The organism is Streptomyces sp. NPDC107517, from assembly GCF_055582645.1.
The window spans coordinates 59,043-76,521 of sequence record NZ_JBVJPM010000026.1; the positions used below are offsets into that span (position 1 = coordinate 59,043).

Below are 17,479 nucleotides of genomic sequence, written 5' to 3' on the forward strand. Positions count from 1 at the left end.
GCAATGGAAATCAGGAAGTCCGCCCTGCGCCACCGGCTCACGCTCGCAGCAGCGGCCGCCGCGTCAGTAACCGTCCTCGTCTCGGCGCCCTACGCGACCGCGGCGACGGCCGGGACCGGATCCGGGAAGTCCCCCCAGGTCGTCACGCAAGTGAAGACGGCGGCCACGTTCGACTTCGCGGCCGGCGAGGCCCCGGAGAACATCACCGCCAACCCGGGCGGTTCGCTCACGCTGTCGATGATGGGCGCCCCGGTCGGCAAGGCACCGACACTGGTGCGCATCAGCCAGTCCGGCGAGCGCACGACTCTCGCCACGGGTTCCGCGGGTGACGCGATCACCGGCAACGCCCGCGGAGCCGACGGCACCGTGTACTTCAACGTCCTGTCCCAGGACGCCTCCCGTTCCGGCGTGTGGAAGCTCGCCCCCGGCGGCACCCCCGAGCGCCTCGCGGCCCTGCCCGTGGGCACCTTCCCCAACGGTCTGGCAATCGATCCGGCCGGCCGCACGCTCTACGTCGCGGACAGCGACCGGGGCGCCGTGTGGTCTGTTCCCTCCGCCGGCGGAGCGGCGACGGCCTGGCTGACCGACGCGTCGCTGGCGCCGGACACGTCGTCGTCCCGGCCGCTCGGCGCGAATGGGCTCCGCTTCCACAACGGCGCGCTGTGGGTCTCCAACCTCAGCAAGGGCACGCTTCTGCGTGTCCCCGTGGCGCCGGACGGCTCCGCAGGGCGCGTCGCCGTGGTGGCCACCGACGTCGTGGGCATCGACGACTTCAACTTCCTCAACGGGCGCTCCGACGTGGTGTTCGCCGCGCTGCACGCCTCGAACGAAGTCGCAGTGATCCGTCCGGACGGCACCAAGACGGTCGCCGTGACCCAGGCCGACGGCGTCGCATCCCCCACCGCCACCGCGGTGCGGGGCAATCACCTCTACATCACCGACAGCGGCCTCGACGCAGCACCGCACGACGCGAAGCTGCAAGAAGGACGAATCAGCTTCCCAGCCCTCACAGCGGGCTCGACCTCCTGATCCTCACCCGTCCTGTCCCACACCACCTCTCTGGCCGCCTCCGCATCCGTACGAGGAGACGGCCGGAGGGCTTGGCTCCCCGGGCCTGTGGCACGTCGTGCTCAGCTCCGCACAGGAAGCGCCACCAAGGTCCCTGGCCGAGGTGGAGGACCGTCCTTCATCGCGCTGTCCGTACAGGTGCGCGCGTGGCTGGGCGACCTCCTGACCAAGATCGCCACGTCAGAAGCCGACTACGAGTGTTGACCGGGCCCACGCCCACCATCGCCAGACAGGCCAGCACGTTCCCGGCTGTTCCCTGACCGGCCGCGCGTACCGACGCCCGTCACACCCACACCGGACACCCGATCCCCCACAGGCAGCCGCCTGCACGTCAGCGCGACGAAACAAGCACTTCCTTCATTACGAATTCTGCTTTCTGGAGCTCATCATGCCTACCGCCTTCGAACCCCTCGACTTCGCCGGGACCACCCTCAAGAACCGCATCTTCATGTCCCCCATGACCCGCAACCGCGCCACCGGCCCAGGCCAGTCCCCCACCGACGCCATGGCCACGTACTACTCCCAGCGGGCATCCGCCGGCCTGATCATCACCGAGGGAACCCAGCCCAGCGCCCTTGGCCAGGGACACGCCGACAACCCAGGCCTGCACAGCCCCGAGCACGTGGACGGGTGGCGCAAGGTCACAACGGCCGTGCACGAGCGCGGGGGTCGCATCTTCGCCCAGCTGATGCACACTGGCCGCCGCTCCCACCCGGCACTGCTGCCCGACGGCGACTGGCCGGTCGCGCCGTCGGCCGTGGCTGCCCAGGGACAGGCCCTCACCCGCCAAGGGCCACAGGACTTCGTCACTCCGAAGGAACTCACCAAGGCCGAGATCGCGCAGACTGTCGTCGACTTCGCCGATGCCGCCCGCAACGCGATAGCCGCCGGCTTCGACGGTGTGGAGCTGCACGGCGGTCATGGCCACCTGATCCACCAGTTCCTCTCCGACAACGCCAACCTGCGCACCGACGAGTACGGGGGCAGTATCCAGGGCCGCATCCGTTTCGCCGTGGAGGTAGCCACTGCGGTGTCCGAGGCCATCGGCGGACACCGGGTGGGTATCCGCATCTCTCCGGCCAACCCGCTCAGCGACACCACCGAGAGCGACCTCCCGGGTCTCTACGGAGAACTCATCGCCGCCCTCGCCCCGCTCGGCATGTCCCACCTGCACGTCATGGAAATGTCGGACATCCGCGACCTCACGGTGCGGCTGCGCAAGGAATGGCCCGGCGCCCTGGTCCTCAACCCATTCACCTACCCCAAGCCGACCGACGCCTCGTCACTGCAGCTGATCGAGGACGGCACCGCCGACGCCCTGACGTTCGGCACCCTCTTCCTCGCCAACCCCGACCTTCCAACTCGCCTCCTCCAGGGCGGCCCGTTCAACCAGCCCGACCGCGCGACCTTCTGCGGCGGTGACGAGCACGGCTACACGGACTACCCCACCCTCGGCTGACCTCAGCGCTGTCCGGTGGTCGGGCTCCACGAGTTGCGACGCCCCGCCCGCCAGACAGCGGATCCGCCCTGGGCCGTGAACCGCCTACGCTGTTGTGAGCGAGTGGCCGTCGGCGCGGATGAGTTCGCCGGTGATGTTGGTGTTGACGCCGGAGCAGAGGAAAACGATCAGATCCGCGATCTCACGCGCGGTGCTCGGGCGACCGATCGCGGCCGAGCGGGTGGCGCGGTCGAGGATGGCCTGTGGGGTGCCTGAGCGGGCAACTAGGCCGGCCAGTACGGCATTTGTCAAAATCCCCGCGGGCGCGAGTTCACGCGACATGGTGCGGGTGAGGCCATGTAGCGCGGCCTTGGGCGTGGTGTACGCGGAAGAGCCGGGGAGGCCGTCGACGACCAGGCTGCTCGAGACATGCACGATGCGGCCCCAGCCGTTGTCGCGCATCGCCCTGACCGCGGCCTGGCTCAGGGCGTACTGCCCAAGAAGATTCGTCTCGACCGAGGTACGCATGACGTCGAGTGGGAAATCTTCGAACAGCTCACCGCCCGCAACGCGCGGTGTGCGGGCGACTGCGTTGTTCACCAGCACGTCCATGCCACCGAAGACGCGCACGACTGTACCCACCGCCTCCACCGTCGACGACGCGTCCCCGAGGTCGAGTCGGACGGCTGTCGCGGTACCGCCTTCGGACATGATCTCGGCCGCGAGCTTCTCCGCAGCCTCGTCGTTCGAGTGGTACGTGATGGCGACGTGTGCGCCTTCGGCGGCGAACGCGAGTGCTGTCGTACGCCCGATGTCTCCCGAGGCGCCGGTGACGAGCACCCGTCGACCCTGCAGTCCCAGATCCATTGTTCTCCTTGCATTTCCAAATTGCGTTCGTCCCGCTGCTGCGGAAATCCGCCGTCAGCACGGCCACGGCCCGTTGATCACCCAGAGCTCGCGTACACCGCGCCCTCTTACTTTCCGTTCCGCTCGGCGATGACGGCCGGATGAATCGGTGCGGCTGCGGGCACGTCGGTGGGCCGCAGGGCGGCGGTCTCCTTGCGCAGCACCGGGAGGACCTCCTCGCCCAGCAGGTCGAGCTGGTCCAGAACCGTCTCCAGCGGCATCCCGCCACTGTCCATGGCAAACAGTTGGCGCTGGTAGTCGCCGTAGTGCTCACGGAACGTCAGTACCTTGTCGATGACCTCCTGCGGACTGCCCACGGTCAGCGGCGTCTGCGCGAGGTACTCCTCCATCGACACCCCGTGCCCAGCCATCGGTGAACGGTCGAAGTACGGACGGAACCGGCTCCTGGCCTCCTGGGAGTTGCGGGCCACGTGGACGAGTCCGCCCGCGCCGACGATCGCCTGCTCCGCGGTGCCGTGCCCGTAATGCGCGTACCGCTCACGGTAGATACCGATCAGCCGGCGGAAGTGATCGGTCGGCATGAACAGGTTGTTCACGAAGAACCCGTCGCCGTAGTACGCGGCCTGCTCGGCGATCTCCGGGCTGCGCACCGAGCCATGCCAGACGAACGGTGGGGTGCCGTCCAGCGGCCTGGGCACCGAGGTGAAACTCTGCAACGGAGTGCGGAAACGGCCCTCCCAGTCCACGTTCTCCTCACGCCACAACCGGTGCAGCAACGCATAGTTCTCCACCGCCAGCGGGATGCCGTGCCGCACGTCCTTGCCGAACCACGGATACACCGGCCCGGTGTTGCCACGGCCCATCATCAGGTCAACCCGGCCATCCGCGAGGTGCTGCAACACGGCATAGTCCTCGGCGATCTTCACCGGATCATTCGTCGTGATCAGCGTCGTCGACGTGGACAGCATGATCCGGCTGGTCTTCGCGGCAATGTGCGACAACAACGTCGTCGGCGACGACGACACATACGGCGGATTGTGGTGCTCACCCGTCGCGAACACGTCGAACCCCACCTCCTCCGCCCTGACCGCGATCGCAACCATCTTCTTGAGGCGCTGCTGCTCGGCACGCGGGTTCCCACCGGCAAGTTCGCCGGAGACGTCGCCGATGCTGAAAACACCGAATTGCATGGGGTGCCCTCCCGGGCTGTGACTGGATGGGGGTCTCGGGCCTCCGGTCGTGGGCGGCTGGTACGCCGCTCAAGCGTCGGAGGCCTCTTCGGTATCGCCCGCCGCTTCGGCCTCGCCGGCGCTGTGTGCCAGGTTCCGCTCGAACCGTTCAAGGGCGGCGAGGATCTTGGCCTGCTCTGCTTCGGTGAAGTTGCCCACGGAGGCCCGTTCGAGTTCGGCCCAGATCTCCTCGACCTTGCGCCGCAACGCCCTGCTGGCGGCGGTGGGTTCGACGATCACCGACCGCTTGTCGGTGGGCGAGGGCACACGACTCACGTAGCCGGCCTGCTCGAGGCGCCGGACGGTTCGGGTCATCGTCGCCGCGTCCGAGCCGACAAGTCGGCCGAGGTCCACCTGGCGCAGTGCGCCGCGGTCCCACAGCTCCATCATCACGAGTTCCTGGCTCGGATAGAGGCCGACCTCACGCAGCAACTGGCCGGCGATCATGCGGTGCAGCCGGGCCACCCGGAAGAACGCGTGGCTGACGGGGCCTCGCCGTGCGCAGATCGGCACCTGCGCGGTGCTCGCTCCCCCGCATTCGGTTCCGCCGCTCATTCTTCCTCCTTGATCCTTCTGGCGGTCCGGCACTTGCACCGCGGGTGCCGCCCGCCCGGGTACTCCGGGTGGGCGGTTCAAGACGGCGTGGCGCCCGCTCGCCTGGAGGCGGAGCGGGCGCAGGGGCCGATCAGCTCAGCTGCGCGGCCGCGTCACTGCTTCAGCCCTGGAGGGCCGGGTAGTCGGTGTAGCCGGTCGCGTCTCCGCCGAAGGCCTTGGAGCGGTCCGGCGTGGCGAACGGGCCACCCTGCTGAAGGCGGGCCGGCAGGTCAGGGTTGGACATGAACAGGGCTCCGAAGGAGACCAGGTCCGCGAGGCCGTCCTCGAGCAGCCCGAGGTCGTTCAGACCGGTGGGCTCCTGGCCCGTGAACGGGTTCAGGATGAAGGTGCCGTTCCACGCCTTGCGCACCTGCTCGGTGAAGTCTCGGTGGCCCGGGGCCTCCATCTCGTGCAGGTAGGCCAGGTTCAGCGGGGCCAGGCCGTCGAGGAGCGCCGTGTACGTGTCCTCGACGTCGGCGCGGTCGCTCTCGTCGATGTCGTTGAACGGGTTGCCCGGCGACATGCGGAAGCCGACCTTGTCGCCACCGATGGCCTCCACCACGGCCTTGGCCGTTTCGATGGGGAACAGGGCGCGGCCCTGGGGCGAGCCACCCCAGCGGTCGGTGCGGGTGTTGGTGTTCGGCGAGAGGAACTGGTGGATCAGGTAGCCATTGGCGCCGTGCAGCTCGACACCGTCGAAACCGGCCGCGATGGCGTTGCGGGACGCGGTCACGTAGTCGGCGATGGTCGCCTCGACCTCGGCGTCGGTGAGCGCGTGCGGCAGTTCGAAGTCCTTCGGCCCGTTGTGCGTGTACACCTGCCCCTTGGCCTGGACAGCCGAGGGAGCGACCGGCTGGTTGCCCGTCCAGCTGGAGTGACCGACGCGGCCGGTGTGCATCAGCTGCAGGTAGATGACGCCGCCCTCTGCGTGCACCGCCGCGGTGACCTTCTTCCACGCCTCGACCTGCTCGGCGGTGTGGATACCCGGGGTGTCGGGGTAGCCCTGGCCGATCGGCGACGGCTGCGTACCCTCCGCAACGATCAGACCCGCACTCGCACGCTGCGCGTAATACGTGGCCATCAGATCCGTGGCCGACTCACCCGGGCCATGCGCCCGGCTCCGCGTCATGGGGGCCATCACGATCCGGTTCGCCAGCTGCTTGCCGCCCAGCTCGTAGGTCTCGAACGCCTTCGTCATCGTCAATCTCCTCAGTGCAAGGTGCGGACGCCCTGGAGGACGCCTCGGCCGGTATCCATCGTGCCATTAGTTGCTCAAACAAGCAAAGCGAGTCACGCATTCCCGCTGCAGCATGACGCGCGTCACCATGAGGGGAGTCGACAGTGAAACCGCCCCGCCACCAGGCATAACGCTCTCCAGGCTTAAAGCATCCAGCCGGGACATCACCCCTCGAAGGCGAGGCTTACGACACATTTCATGACTGAACAGGAAGACACCAGAGCACTGAGGGCTATACCCGCCGGCCCCGTCAGTCGACGGCATGTCCGAGGCTGATGAGCAGCCGGGCGACAGCGTCCTTGGCCGTCGGCTCGGCGCCGCAGAGGACCTTCTGGCGGGCGGTGTCGGCGACGTACCGGCCGGTCTCAAACCAATCGACCATCGCGGACATGTCCTTGGTAAACGGCGCGATGCGCCCCACCAGGCGGCCGACCACGCGCAGGAATCCGGCTGGGAAGGAGCGGACCTTGATCTCCGCGTCGAGAAGGCCGCGGGCGATGTCTCCGATCTCCCGCACGGAGATGGGGCGGTCCCAGCCGATGTCGATGCGCTCCCCGTCGACCGCGTCCACGTCGACCGCGGCAGCGAGGTACTGGGCAAGGTCGGAGGTGAGCACGAAGGTCAACGTCGTCCGGTCCGAGCCGAACCAGTTGAGCCGGCGCTTGGCGAACCCGTCACCGCCGGTCTGGGTGATCTGGTCGAGGAACGCGCCTGGACGCAGTGCCACGAACGGGACCCCGAGTTCCTCCAGCCGGTCCTCGGCGAGCTTCTTGTGCCAAAAGTGCGGGACGTCCGGGGTCTGGTCGCAGGTGAGGATGCTGGTCAGTACGAACCTTCGGACACCGACGGTCGCTGCGGCATCGGCAAGGTTGCGATTGCCGACGACATCGGTCTCCGGGCTGTCGCCCTTGCTGTGCCGGGTGTAGCCCGCCGCCGTGGTGATGACCGAGTCGACGCCGTCGAACGCTCTGAGAAGAGAACCGAAGTCGAGCATGTCGCCTCGGGCGATGGACACCCCGGCGGCTTCGAGGCGCCGCGCGTCCGACCCGGGACGCACCAAAGCGCGCACCGTCTTCCCTCGGGCCAGCAGCGCGTCGACGACCTGTCCGCCGAGTGAGCCCGTGCCGCCGACAACAAGAACGGGCCCATCGGTCATGAAACTTCCCCTTGCACTGAGCGCCTTTACTAAGCCGGACAATCACTCGCAGGCAGCCGCGAAACGATGCCAGCAATCTAGGATCAGCCCAGGATTAAGGCTGCTGTGACACACACCCCGCGAAGATCCACCAGATATATCATTGCTCGGCCAAGTTTTGTCACGCGTGTCGACGAACTTGTCCGTCACTTGCCGAAACCGGCGGTCAGTCCGCCGATGAGCTGACGTCGCCCGATCACGTACAGCGCGAGAATCGGCAGCGTCGACAGGATGACGGCGGCCAGGACTGCGGGGACGTTGATGGTGAAATCACCCTGGAAGCTCCACACGAACAACGGCAGGACACGTTTGTCGGGACTCTGCGTGAGGATCAGAGGGAAGAGGAAGCCGTTCCAGACGTTCAGCGCGTCATAGATCGTGACCGTGATGAGCGCGGGGCGGGACAGCGGCAGGGCCAGGCTCCACAGCATGCGCCAGTGTCCCGCACCGTCCGCGCGCATCGACTCGTACAGCTCGTCGGGGATGTCCCGCAGGAAGTTGACCAGGATGATCACGGTCAGCGGGATCGCGAATGCCGCCGAGGGGAGCACGATCGCGGGCAGGGTGTCGTACATCCGGGCCTTGGCGATCAGGAAGTACACCGGGATGATCGTGGCCTGGAGCGGGATGGCCAGGCCGAGCAGGAACACGCTGAAGGACCAGCGCAGGGCCCGGCCGCTGCCTCGCACGATCGCGTACGCCGCAAGGAACGACACGGCGAGGGTCAGGGCCGTCGCACCTGCCGTGACGGTGACGCTGTTCCACAGGAAGTGGGCGAAGCCGTTGTCCAGGACGAGGCGGTAGTTCTCCAGGGTCGGGTCGGACGGTACGGCCAGGGGGTTGGCCTCGAAGAAGCCCTCGCGGGTGCGCAGGCTGGTGACGACGGCCCAGTACACCGGGACGATCACGATGAGCAGCCAGAGCCAACCGCCGAGCGCGCCAAGGGGGTTGAGGCGTCGCAGACGGCCGGAGACCGGGGTGCCGGACGGCACCGCGGTACGCGCCTCGGAGCCGGTTGCCGGGGTGTGGGAGAGCACGGACATCACATACCTGCCTGCTGGCTTCGCATGTGGGAGAAGCCGGAGAAGCGGACGAGGACGAGGGAGAGGAGGAGTCCGGCCGCGACAAGGATCACGGAGATGGCACTGGCGAGGCCCATGTCGTTGCTTTGGAAGCCGGTGATGTACATGTCCAGTGGTAGCAGGCGGGTCGCGTAGCCGGGGCCGCCGCCGGTGAGGACGAAGACGAGGTCGAAGTAGGTGAGCGAGCCGACCAGCATCAGCGTCGACGAGGTGACGACGGTGTAGCGCAGCTGCGGCAGCGTGATGTGCAGGAACTGGGCCAGGCGTCCCGCGCCGTCGATCGACGCGGCCTCGTAGAGGGAGGCGGGGATCTGCCGGGCACCGGCCTGGTAGAGCAGCGTATGGAACGGCACGAACTGCCAGGCGATGACGAACACGACGGCATAGAAGGCGAGTTGAGGATCCCCGAGCCAGTTCTGATCGAGGAGGGAGAGGCCGAGGGTGGCGCCGAGGCCGAAGCCGGGGTCGAGGAGGTTCTTGAAGATGATGGCGATCGCGGCCGAGGAGATCAGCAGCGGGATGAAGTAGACGACCGCGAACAGGGCCCGGTAGCGCTGCTTTCCGGCGACGAAGACACCGAGGAGGAGACTGATCGGTGTCTGGACGAGCCATGACACGACCATGAACTTGAAGGTGAGCCACAGCGCGTGCCGGGTGACGTCGCTGGTGAGCGCTTCGTGCCAGTTGTCGGTGCCGGCCCAGGCAGGGCTGCCGAGGCCGTCCCAGCGAGTGAAGCTGAGATAGACCACGATCGCCATGGGCACCAGCGCGAACACGGCGAAGAGTGCGAGGGCGGGTACGGCCATCAGGAACGGCGGACCGCCCCTGGTGGCCGTACCAGCTGTCCGCTTGCCAGCGGCAAGGCTCACGACGCGGCCGCCTCGTCCATCTGCGCGCAGAATTCCTTCGGGCTGATCTCACCCAGGAACAGCTGATCGAGATGCGTGAGAAGGGCGTCGCCGAGCGCGGGGCTGAGCGCCTGGTCCCACGAGAGCTGGAAGCTCTTGGCGTCCTTGGCCAGGCCGTAGACGTACGCGAGCCAGTCCGGATTGTCCGCGGTCTTGAGCTTCGGCTCAAGACCCTTCACCGGGGGCACATTGCCGCCCTTGAGCAGGCTGTCGATGTAACTGGCGTTGTAGACACCGTCCTTGAGATAGGACACCGCGGCCTTCCTCTCCTTGGCGCCGGCCTGCGCGGAGAGGGAGGCGAAATTGGCCGGGTTGCCGACGACGTTCGTCGCGTCGCCCTTGCCACCGGGGACGGAGGGGAATCCGGTCCAGCCGAGGTGACCTCCGGAGACGAACTTCGGGGCGCCGGTCTGGATCGTGCCGTACCCCCAGCTGCCCTGCAGGATCATCGCGGCCTTGCCGGTGTACACCTGCGCCTCGGCCTGGCCCGTGTCGGCGGAGACGGAGGTGAAGCCCTTGGCGAAGCCTCCTGCGTCGACCAACTCCTTGATCTTTTTGGCGGCCTGGAGGACAGCCGGGTCCGACCACGCACCCTTCTCGCCCGCGGCCATCCTCGCGAAGACCTCCGGACCGCCGATGCGGTCGACCAGGTACTCCAGCCACATCAGGTCAGGCCACTTGGACCCACCCCCCATGGACAGCGGGGCGATGCCCTCGGCCTTGAACCTCTTCACCGCGGCGAGGAGATCGCTCCACGTCTTCGGCGGCTGGACGCCCGCCTTCTGGAACAGCTCCTTGTTGTAGTACAGGACGACGGGCTGCACACCATTGACCGGAACGCCGTAGACCTTGCCGTCGATGGTGGTGCTCTGCAGAACGTTCGGGAAGATCCGGCTCTTCCACTCCGGGCTCTTGTCGAGCTCCGGGGTGAGGTCGCCGACCTTGCCGGCGTCGACATAGTTCTTGAGCGCGCCACCGCCCCAGTTCTCGAACAGGACCGGCCCGTTGCCCGCCCCGACCGCCGTCCGCAGCTTCTGCTTGTACGGGTCGTTCTGGAAGAACTGGTAGGTGACCTTGCTGTCCGGGTGGGTCTTGTTCCACTCCTTGGCGGAGGCGCGGAACGTCGCCTCAGAGCCCTGCGTCAGTGCCCAGACCAGGGTGCCGTCGCCGGAGCCGCTGCCATCGGTGGAGCGTCCGCTGCTGCCGCACGACGTCAGGGTCAGCGCGAGGACGGTCGCGGCTGCGGGGACCAGTATGCGGGTGGTGATTCTCGGGGCCATCGTGAGCTCCTTCGCTCTCAGAGGCTCGACAACACTGCACGGCTCGAAAGTTTTCGAAACAACTACGTGCGCTGGCCGATAAATTAGAGAGCGTTCCCCGACCCGGTCAACCGGTCTGAGCCAATAATCTTGCCTGCACAACAACCTATGGACCACGGCGAAAGGTTGCGCTAGCGTCCCCGTAAGAAGCCGAAAGGATCACCATGGCGAAGAGAGTCGTCGAGCAAGGTCGGACCACCCTCACCGGCATCGCCGAGGCGGCCGGGGTCTCCGTGGCCACCGTGTCGAAAGTGGTCAACGGCCGCAGCGATGTGTCGCCCGAGACCCGGGCTCGCATCGAGCAACTCCTGCTGGAGCACGACTACGTGGCCCGCGGGCCCGGCGGTGTCCAGGCCCCGGTCCGCACCATCGACCTCACCTTCGACCAACTGGTCAACCCCAACAACCTGGTGATCGCCAAGGGCGTGACCGAGGCGGCGGCCGCGGCCGGCGTCGACGTCGTCATCGGCACAGCGCCCGACGACCCGCTCGGCGCCGGCTGGGTCCGCAAGATCAGCCACGCGGGGCGCGAGGGCGTCATCCTCGTGACGTCCGAGCTGACCCCGCAGCAGCGCGCCCAGTTCACCAAAGCGGGCATCCCGCTCGTACTGATCGATCCGATGAACGTGCCGGACGATTCCGTACCGAGCATCGGCGCCACCAACTTCAGTGGCGGCATGGCCGCCACGGAACACCTCCTCAGACTCGGGCACCGCCGGATCGGCATGATCGAGGGCCGGCACGACGCCGTGTGCAACACCGCGCGGCTGCACGGCTACCAAGCCGCCCTCGCCGCCGCGGGCATCACCCCCGACCCGTGCTTGATCAAACGAGGGGCCTTCCGTTTCGAACCGGCTTACGAGGCCGCGCTGGAGCTCTTCGCCCTGGACGAACCGCCCACCGCCGTCTTCGCCGGCAACGACCTGGAGGCATTCGGCGTCATCGAGGCCGCCCGGGTGCACGGCCTGCGCGTACCGCAGGACTTGAGCATCGTCGGCTTCGACGACACCGCCGCGGCCACCACCTCTGCCCCGCCTCTGACCACTGTGCGCCAGCCGTTCGCGGAGATCGGTGCTGCTGCCCTTCGCACGCTGCTACGGCTCAGCTCCGGACAGCAACCGCTGGACAGCCACCGGGTGGAACTGGCCACCCAGCTGGTCATCCGAGGCTCCACCGCACCACCACCCGACCACTCCTGAACCGAATTCCACACCCCATCTCAAGGGACGCACCATGACGACACCTTGGGCCGATCCGGCCTGCCCGCGTGACGACAGGGTCGAGGCACTCCTCGCCGAGATGACCCTGGAAGAGAAACTCGCCCAACTGGGCAGTGCCTGGCCCGGCGTGCGCCAGGTCAGCGGCAACGTAGCCCCTATGCAGGACGTCTTCGCACGGCACACCGAATTCGCCTCCGCCAGCAAGAACGGCCTCGGCCACCTCACCCGCCCGTTCGGCACCAAGCCCGTGGAACCCTCAGACGGCGCACACCAACTCGCCGCCCTGCAGCGCGACTTGATGGATCACACCCGACTCGGCATCCCCGCCATCGCGCATGAGGAGTGCCTCACCGGCTTCACCACGTACCGCGCCACCGTCTTCCCCGCCGCCCTGGCCTGGGCCGCCACCTTCGACCCCGCACTGATCGAGGACATGGCGCGGGCGATCGGCACGAGCATGCGCCGCGTCGGCGTCCACCAGGGACTGTCCCCCGTCCTCGATGTCGTACGCGACTACCGCTGGGGCCGGGTCGAGGAAACCCTCGGCGAGGACCCGTACCTCGTCTCGATGACCGGCACCGCATACGTGCGCGGCCTGGAAAGCGCCGGGATCATCGCCACGCTCAAGCACTTCGCCGGGTACTCGGCATCCAAGGGCGCCCGCAACCACGCCCCCGTCTCGATGGGCCCGCGCGAGTTCGCCGACGTCATCCTGCCGCCGTTCGAGATGGCGCTGCGAGAGGGCGGCGCGCGGTCGGTGATGAACTCCTACGCCGATGTGGACGGTGTCCCTGCGGCAGCCGACCCACATCTGCTCACCCACCTCCTCCGCGAAGACTGGGGGTTCGAGGGCACGGTCGTCTCCGACTACTGGGCCGTGGCGTTCCTGCGCACCATGCACCGCGTCGCCGCGACCGACGGCGAGGCAGGCGCCAGCGCCCTGCGCGCCGGCATCGACGTCGAACTCCCCAACACCCTCTGCTACGGCGAACCGCTCGCCGAACTCGTCCGCGCCGGGGACGTCCCGGAGGGGCTGGTCGACCGCGCTGTGCGCCGAATTCTGCGCCAGAAGACGGAACTCGGGTTGCTCGACGCCGACTTCAGCCCGGAGGCTGATACGTCTGACGGACCCGTCGATTTCGACCCGCCCGCCCACCGCGCCCTCGCCCGCCGTATCGCGGAGCAGAGCGTGGTCCTGCTCGACAACCGTTCCGGCGTGCTGCCGCTGACCCCGAACACCGCGACGGTCGCCCTCATCGGCCCGTGCGCCGACGACCCGAACGCCTTCTTCGGCTGCTACTCGTTCCCCAACCACGTCCTGCCCCACCACCCCGGCCACGACAACGGCATAGAGGCCCGCTCGCTGCTCGCCGCTCTGGACGCCGAACTCAGCGGCGTTCAGATCACATTCGAGCAAGGCTGTCCGGTCAAGGACATCGACCGCGACGGGATCGCCGCGGCCGCGGCACGGGCCCGCGAGTCGGACGTGTGCGTCGCCGTGGTCGGCGACCGCGCCGGCCTGTTCGGTCGCGGCACCTCCGGCGAGGGCTGTGACGCCGAGAACCTGGCCCTGCCGGGCGTCCAGGACGAGTTGGTAGAGGCTCTGCTCGCCACCGGCACACCGGTCGTACTGCTCGTCGTCTCCGGCCGACCCTACGCACTCGGCGCCTACACAGACCGCGCCGCGGCCGTGGTCCAGGCGTTCTTCCCCGGCGAGGAAGGCGGCAGCGCACTCGCGGGCGTGCTGTCCGGCCGCGTCACTCCATCCGGCAAGCTACCGGTGCAGGTGCCGCGGACGGCGGGCGGCCAACCCGGTACGTATCTGCACGCGCCGCTCGGCGGCAACAGCGAGGGCGTCAGCAACCTCGATCCCACCCCCGCCTACCCGTTCGGCCACGGCCTGTCGTACACCACCTTCACGTACGACGAACTCACCCTCAGCGCAGATGAGTTCGCAACTGGCGGGCAGATCGAGGTCAGCTGCGTGGTGCGCAACACCGGAGAGCGGGTCGGCGCCGAAGTCGTCCAGCTGTACACCGCCGACCCCGTCGCCGCGCTCCCCCGCCCCGTCACTCAACTGACGGGCTTCGCCCGGGTCGCGCTCACCCCGGGTGAACAGCGCCGCGTCACGTTCACCCTGCACTCCGACCGGCTCGCCTACACGGGCCCCGGCATGCGGCGCATCGTGGAGCCGGGGGAGATCGAGCTCATGGTGGGCTCGTCGAGCACGGACATCCGACTGCGCACCACGGCCCAACTCGTCGGCTCTGTAAGGGAAGTCGGCCATGACCGGGTCCTGGACACGCCCACAAAGGTCAGCTGACATCAGCCCGCGGAGGGCTCCTTGTCCGCGTGCGGCGGCAGAAGACCGCGCAGGACCGGGCTGACCAGGCGCAGCGCACCCTCCAGGTCGACCCCGGCAGGGCCCGGCCTGCTGAGCAGATTCCGCCGGCTTGCGACGCACCTCATCAGGGCGCTGCTCAGCACTGCTCTCAGGCGCGTGTCGGGGCCGTCCACGGCGCGCGCCATGGGTTCCACGGAGTGGCCAATGATGCGCTTGCGGACGAATTCCGCGGCATTCGCCGGCACTCCGGTGTGCAAAGACATGGCCATGGAACTGTTTCGGACTCGGACGCCCAGGGCGAATCCGCCTCTGACATCTGCGCCGTCGCCAATGGGGCGCTGCTCGGCGTTGCATGGTCAGGCAGGTGCGGGTGCAGGTGAATGGCTTCGCCGGCCTGCCGTACGGCTTCACGCCCGTCATCAGCGCCGTAGGGGCGTCGGCCAATGCCCCGTCCTGGTCGCCCCATCACTCGACGCGCCCCTCGGCTCCGGCGTCCGCCGCTGGGCCCAAGTGGCGGGCCTCACCGCGCACACTGCAGGAATGCGCCCCGCCCCGAGCCCCGCCGCACCGACGCCGCCGCGGATCCCTCAGCCAGCGGGCTCGTCGCCCCGACCGATCAATGCCACCGCTTTGGGGACAGCCTGCAAGATGTAGTCGGGGGCGCAGTCGGTGAGAACGCGGCGTGCTGTTCGTTCGAGGTGGCGGGCCATCAGGGGGACAGCACGCCGCTCGTCATGGGCGGCTACGGCCTCCAGGAGCGCGGCGTGCTCAATGTCGCCTTCCTTCTGCCACTCGGCGGGGTCCACATGTTGCTCGATACGGATGTAGCGGGCGCTGCGGTCGGCAAGCGTACGCATCTGGGTGCGCAGCACCCCGCCGGGAGCGCTGCCGAGCACTTCGTGGAACTCGCGATGTGCGGTGAACCAGGCGGACAGGTCCCGGCTTCTGGCGGAGCGTCGCATCGCGCTGAGGGCCGCCTTGGCCTGACGGCGCTGCGCCGGGCCGAACCCGTCAATGGTCGTGGCGATCGCCAGGCACTCCAGCATGATCCGGGCGCCGTAGATACCATCCAGCTCCGCCGGGTCGAACCCGGCCACGCGCAAACGCTGATTCGCCTGCCCCTCGACCAGGCCCTCCTCTTGAAGCATGCGCAGCGCTTCCCGTACGGGGGTGCGGCTCACGCCGACCTGGTCGGCGAGTGCCACCTGCGACAGCTTCGTGCCCGGTGGGATCCGGCCGTCGAGGATGCACTCACGCAAATAGGTGTGCAGGGGTTCGATGGACCCACGCGTCTGTGGGAGGTCGAGCCGCTCGATCCCCGGGATCCGCAGGGTTTGCTGAGGCATGCGCGGATGATACCGAGAACCTGTTGCAGCTTGACATATCCGCTGGGCCGTTCCGCCCGGGATCTCCGTAGCCCTGCCCTCATGGAACACCCGAGAACAACCACCCGCACCGCCCCGCTGATCGCTGGCCGGCAGGTTCCGGCCGTCCCACGCGCCCTTGTCGCCGTGATCGGACCCGCCGCCCTCGACCGCATCGCGTACTGGATCGCCGCCGTCGCCGGAGCGGCGACGACGATCGACGCCCGTACGACCTCACCGTCGAAGTGGTGGCCGCCGCCTCCGCACGCCGCTGCTGATCGGCGCCGCCGTCATCGACCTCCCCGTGCCGCGACACCCCCGCCCTCGCGCGGCGGCTCGCGAGGACCGGGCTCGCGGTCGCAGTGATCTCCAGCGTGTCGCCGTTCCTCATGGCCGACGACACAGGACGTCGTCATACTCGCCGCGATACATCTCGTGGTCGGCGCAGCCTGGGCCCTGATCGCGCCCATCTGCCCTCCAACCGCCACTGCACGGCGCCGAGTTCACCGGAGCCCCTCGGCCCCGGCACGCCGGGGCCGAGGCCGGGGCCGGGGCCGGGGCCGGGGCCGTTCGACGACTCACCTCAACGCTTGTATATTTCTAGGCCGGACAAGATTTGGGCCTTCGGACGCCCGAGGAGGCGGTGACCAGCATGAATAGACCCAGGGCGCTGTCCGCCGCCCGGGAAGACGTGCCGATCCCCGTCCGTCATCCAGAGACTGTCGAGCCCAGAGCACCGGTCGCGTCTCCGGCCGCGTACGGCACCGGGTCCCAGCCTGCCGAATGCCCGGCACCGGGCGATCTGCGCCGCGCCTTCGACGTGCTGGGGAAGCGGTGGAACGGGCTGATCCTGGCCGCGCTTCGCCGCGAACCGCTGGGCTTCGCCGAGCTGTACCGCACCGTGTCCGGTGTCAGCGAGCGCATGCTCTCGGACCGGTTGCGGGAGCTGGCCGAGGCCGGCCTCCTCGACCGGATCGTGGATCCCGGCCCGCCCGTCCGCACCCGCTACGGACTCAGTGACCACGGTCGGGCCCTCGTCCCCGTGCTGCGCACGATCGCGGACTGGGCGGCCTGCCATCTGGCGACGCCCTCGGAGTGACTGGCGAACCGATGTCTCAGGCGCCGCGCGGCGTCAGGCGGATCACCGGCAACAATCGGTCGGTCTGTTCCTGGTACTTGGCGAAGCGCGGGGACGCGGCAGTAATCCGTTCCCATGCCACCTCACGGGCGTCGCCGTGCAACTGCTCGGCCACCACGTCGATCCGGCGCCCTTCCACCTCGATCGCCACCTGGTCGGGGTGGGCCGCGATGTTGAGGTACCACGCGGGATTCTTCGGCGCCCCCGCAGCGGAGGCCACCACAAGCCACCTGTCGCCGTCACCGGGAAACCACATCACCGGAGTCTCCCGCGTTTCACCGCTCTTGCGTCCCACGGTCGTGAGGACCAGCGCATCGGCTCCCATGACCTTTCCGCCCTTGCGGCGGATCCGGCGCGCCATAAGTTTGTTGACCCAGCGCAGCCAGCCGCCCGGCTGGCGCGCACCACGGGTACCCACAGGTGTGTCGAAACTCATCCGACCTCCCTCGGCAGTGTACGAGACCGTAGTGCGGCGG

17 protein-coding genes are annotated in these 17,479 nt (G+C 68.3%); 6 read left to right on the plus strand and 11 right to left on the minus strand.

What is annotated here, in order from left to right:
• The first annotated feature begins 3 nt into the window (after nucleotides 1-3).
• A complete protein-coding gene (locus tag ACZ67T_RS37360; RefSeq protein WP_469990308.1) occupies nucleotides 4-1,029 on the plus strand; it encodes an SMP-30/gluconolactonase/LRE family protein in 1,026 nt (341 codons plus the stop codon).
• 427 nt (nucleotides 1,030-1,456) lie between these two features.
• Nucleotides 1,457-2,527, plus strand: coding sequence for an alkene reductase (locus tag ACZ67T_RS37365; protein ID WP_469990310.1), 1,071 nt, complete (start codon nucleotides 1,457-1,459; stop codon nucleotides 2,525-2,527).
• Nucleotides 2,528-2,611: 84 nt separating this feature from the next.
• On the opposite strand, the gene ACZ67T_RS37370 is transcribed toward ACZ67T_RS37365, so the two are convergent.
• The 8 genes from ACZ67T_RS37370 to ACZ67T_RS37405 all read right to left on the minus strand — a co-directional run bounded on the left by ACZ67T_RS37370 (nucleotide 2,612) and on the right by ACZ67T_RS37405 (nucleotide 10,898).
• A complete protein-coding gene (locus ACZ67T_RS37370; protein WP_469990312.1) occupies nucleotides 2,612-3,373 on the minus strand; it encodes an SDR family NAD(P)-dependent oxidoreductase in 762 nt (253 codons plus the stop codon).
• A 107-nt stretch (nucleotides 3,374-3,480) separates the two neighbouring features.
• On the minus strand, nucleotides 3,481-4,563 hold the full coding sequence (locus ACZ67T_RS37375; RefSeq protein ID WP_469990313.1) for a CE1758 family FMN-dependent luciferase-like monooxygenase: 1,083 nt from the start codon (nucleotides 4,561-4,563) through the stop codon (nucleotides 3,481-3,483).
• 69 nt (nucleotides 4,564-4,632) lie between these two features.
• Nucleotides 4,633-5,157: a MarR family winged helix-turn-helix transcriptional regulator gene (locus ACZ67T_RS37380; protein WP_469990315.1), complete on the minus strand. Its 525-nt coding sequence runs from the start codon at nucleotides 5,155-5,157 to the stop codon at nucleotides 4,633-4,635.
• A 160-nt stretch (nucleotides 5,158-5,317) separates the two neighbouring features.
• Nucleotides 5,318-6,394 (minus strand): alkene reductase, encoded by a 1,077-nt coding sequence (locus tag ACZ67T_RS37385; protein ID WP_469990317.1) that lies wholly within the window; start codon nucleotides 6,392-6,394, stop codon nucleotides 5,318-5,320.
• 289 nt (nucleotides 6,395-6,683) lie between these two features.
• Entirely contained in the window at nucleotides 6,684-7,589 is a 906-nt protein-coding gene (locus ACZ67T_RS37390; protein ID WP_469990318.1) for an SDR family oxidoreductase, read from the minus strand.
• A 185-nt stretch (nucleotides 7,590-7,774) separates the two neighbouring features.
• Nucleotides 7,775-8,671 (minus strand): carbohydrate ABC transporter permease, encoded by an 897-nt coding sequence (locus tag ACZ67T_RS37395; RefSeq protein WP_469990320.1) that lies wholly within the window; start codon nucleotides 8,669-8,671, stop codon nucleotides 7,775-7,777.
• A complete protein-coding gene (locus ACZ67T_RS37400; protein ID WP_469990371.1) occupies nucleotides 8,671-9,516 on the minus strand; it encodes a carbohydrate ABC transporter permease in 846 nt (281 codons plus the stop codon). The genes ACZ67T_RS37395 and ACZ67T_RS37400 overlap by 1 nt, the downstream gene beginning before the upstream one ends.
• A gap of 59 nt (nucleotides 9,517-9,575) precedes the next feature.
• Complete coding sequence (locus tag ACZ67T_RS37405; protein ID WP_469990322.1) at nucleotides 9,576-10,898, minus strand: extracellular solute-binding protein; 1,323 nt, start codon at nucleotides 10,896-10,898, stop codon at nucleotides 9,576-9,578.
• A gap of 203 nt (nucleotides 10,899-11,101) precedes the next feature.
• Between ACZ67T_RS37405 and ACZ67T_RS37410 the strand changes: the two genes are divergently transcribed.
• Nucleotides 11,102-12,136: a LacI family DNA-binding transcriptional regulator gene (locus ACZ67T_RS37410; RefSeq protein ID WP_469990324.1), complete on the plus strand. Its 1,035-nt coding sequence runs from the start codon at nucleotides 11,102-11,104 to the stop codon at nucleotides 12,134-12,136.
• A 34-nt stretch (nucleotides 12,137-12,170) separates the two neighbouring features.
• Nucleotides 12,171-14,480 (plus strand): beta-xylosidase/alpha-l-arabinosidase, encoded by a 2,310-nt coding sequence (locus tag ACZ67T_RS37415; RefSeq protein WP_469990325.1) that lies wholly within the window; start codon nucleotides 12,171-12,173, stop codon nucleotides 14,478-14,480.
• Between the two features lie 2 nt (nucleotides 14,481-14,482).
• Here the strand turns inward: ACZ67T_RS37415 and ACZ67T_RS37420 are convergent, their stop codons facing one another.
• Both ACZ67T_RS37420 and ACZ67T_RS37425 read right to left on the minus strand, forming a co-directional pair.
• On the minus strand, nucleotides 14,483-14,764 hold the full coding sequence (locus ACZ67T_RS37420) for a hypothetical protein (RefSeq protein ID WP_469990327.1): 282 nt from the start codon (nucleotides 14,762-14,764) through the stop codon (nucleotides 14,483-14,485).
• A gap of 324 nt (nucleotides 14,765-15,088) precedes the next feature.
• A complete protein-coding gene (locus ACZ67T_RS37425; RefSeq protein ID WP_469990329.1) occupies nucleotides 15,089-15,847 on the minus strand; it encodes a GntR family transcriptional regulator in 759 nt (252 codons plus the stop codon).
• Nucleotides 15,848-15,928: 81 nt separating this feature from the next.
• Between ACZ67T_RS37425 and ACZ67T_RS37430 the strand changes: the two genes are divergently transcribed.
• Nucleotides 15,929-16,231, plus strand: coding sequence for a hypothetical protein (locus ACZ67T_RS37430; RefSeq protein WP_469990331.1), 303 nt, complete (start codon nucleotides 15,929-15,931; stop codon nucleotides 16,229-16,231).
• A 286-nt stretch (nucleotides 16,232-16,517) separates the two neighbouring features.
• On the plus strand, nucleotides 16,518-16,964 hold the full coding sequence (locus tag ACZ67T_RS37435) for a winged helix-turn-helix transcriptional regulator (RefSeq protein ID WP_469990333.1): 447 nt from the start codon (nucleotides 16,518-16,520) through the stop codon (nucleotides 16,962-16,964).
• Nucleotides 16,965-16,980: 16 nt separating this feature from the next.
• Here ACZ67T_RS37435 and ACZ67T_RS37440 read toward each other — a convergent pair whose 3' ends face one another.
• A complete protein-coding gene (locus ACZ67T_RS37440; protein WP_469990335.1) occupies nucleotides 16,981-17,439 on the minus strand; it encodes a nitroreductase/quinone reductase family protein in 459 nt (152 codons plus the stop codon).
• Nucleotides 17,440-17,479: the final 40 nt, after the last annotated feature.

Excerpts from the sequence above, each read along its gene's own strand:
- ACZ67T_RS37360 (WP_469990308.1), top strand. The coding sequence starts at position 4 with ATGGAAATCAGGAAGTCCGCCCTGCGCCACCGGCTCACGCTCGCAGCA.
- ACZ67T_RS37365 (WP_469990310.1), top strand. The coding sequence starts at position 1,457 with ATGCCTACCGCCTTCGAACCCCTCGACTTCGCCGGGACCACCCTCAAG.
- ACZ67T_RS37370 (WP_469990312.1), bottom strand. The coding sequence starts at position 3,373 with ATGGATCTGGGACTGCAGGGTCGACGGGTGCTCGTCACCGGCGCCTCG.
- ACZ67T_RS37375 (WP_469990313.1), bottom strand. The coding sequence starts at position 4,563 with ATGCAATTCGGTGTTTTCAGCATCGGCGACGTCTCCGGCGAACTTGCC.
- ACZ67T_RS37380 (WP_469990315.1), bottom strand. The coding sequence starts at position 5,157 with ATGAGCGGCGGAACCGAATGCGGGGGAGCGAGCACCGCGCAGGTGCCG.
- ACZ67T_RS37385 (WP_469990317.1), bottom strand. The coding sequence starts at position 6,394 with ATGACGAAGGCGTTCGAGACCTACGAGCTGGGCGGCAAGCAGCTGGCG.
- ACZ67T_RS37390 (WP_469990318.1), bottom strand. The coding sequence starts at position 7,589 with ATGACCGATGGGCCCGTTCTTGTTGTCGGCGGCACGGGCTCACTCGGC.
- ACZ67T_RS37395 (WP_469990320.1), bottom strand. The coding sequence starts at position 8,671 with ATGTCCGTGCTCTCCCACACCCCGGCAACCGGCTCCGAGGCGCGTACC.
- ACZ67T_RS37400 (WP_469990371.1), bottom strand. The coding sequence starts at position 9,516 with ATGGCCGTACCCGCCCTCGCACTCTTCGCCGTGTTCGCGCTGGTGCCC.
- ACZ67T_RS37405 (WP_469990322.1), bottom strand. The coding sequence starts at position 10,898 with ATGGCCCCGAGAATCACCACCCGCATACTGGTCCCCGCAGCCGCGACC.
- ACZ67T_RS37410 (WP_469990324.1), top strand. The coding sequence starts at position 11,102 with ATGGCGAAGAGAGTCGTCGAGCAAGGTCGGACCACCCTCACCGGCATC.
- ACZ67T_RS37415 (WP_469990325.1), top strand. The coding sequence starts at position 12,171 with ATGACGACACCTTGGGCCGATCCGGCCTGCCCGCGTGACGACAGGGTC.
- ACZ67T_RS37420 (WP_469990327.1), bottom strand. The coding sequence starts at position 14,764 with ATGTCTTTGCACACCGGAGTGCCGGCGAATGCCGCGGAATTCGTCCGC.
- ACZ67T_RS37425 (WP_469990329.1), bottom strand. The coding sequence starts at position 15,847 with ATGCCTCAGCAAACCCTGCGGATCCCGGGGATCGAGCGGCTCGACCTC.
- ACZ67T_RS37430 (WP_469990331.1), top strand. The coding sequence starts at position 15,929 with ATGGAACACCCGAGAACAACCACCCGCACCGCCCCGCTGATCGCTGGC.
- ACZ67T_RS37435 (WP_469990333.1), top strand. The coding sequence starts at position 16,518 with ATGAATAGACCCAGGGCGCTGTCCGCCGCCCGGGAAGACGTGCCGATC.
- ACZ67T_RS37440 (WP_469990335.1), bottom strand. The coding sequence starts at position 17,439 with ATGAGTTTCGACACACCTGTGGGTACCCGTGGTGCGCGCCAGCCGGGC.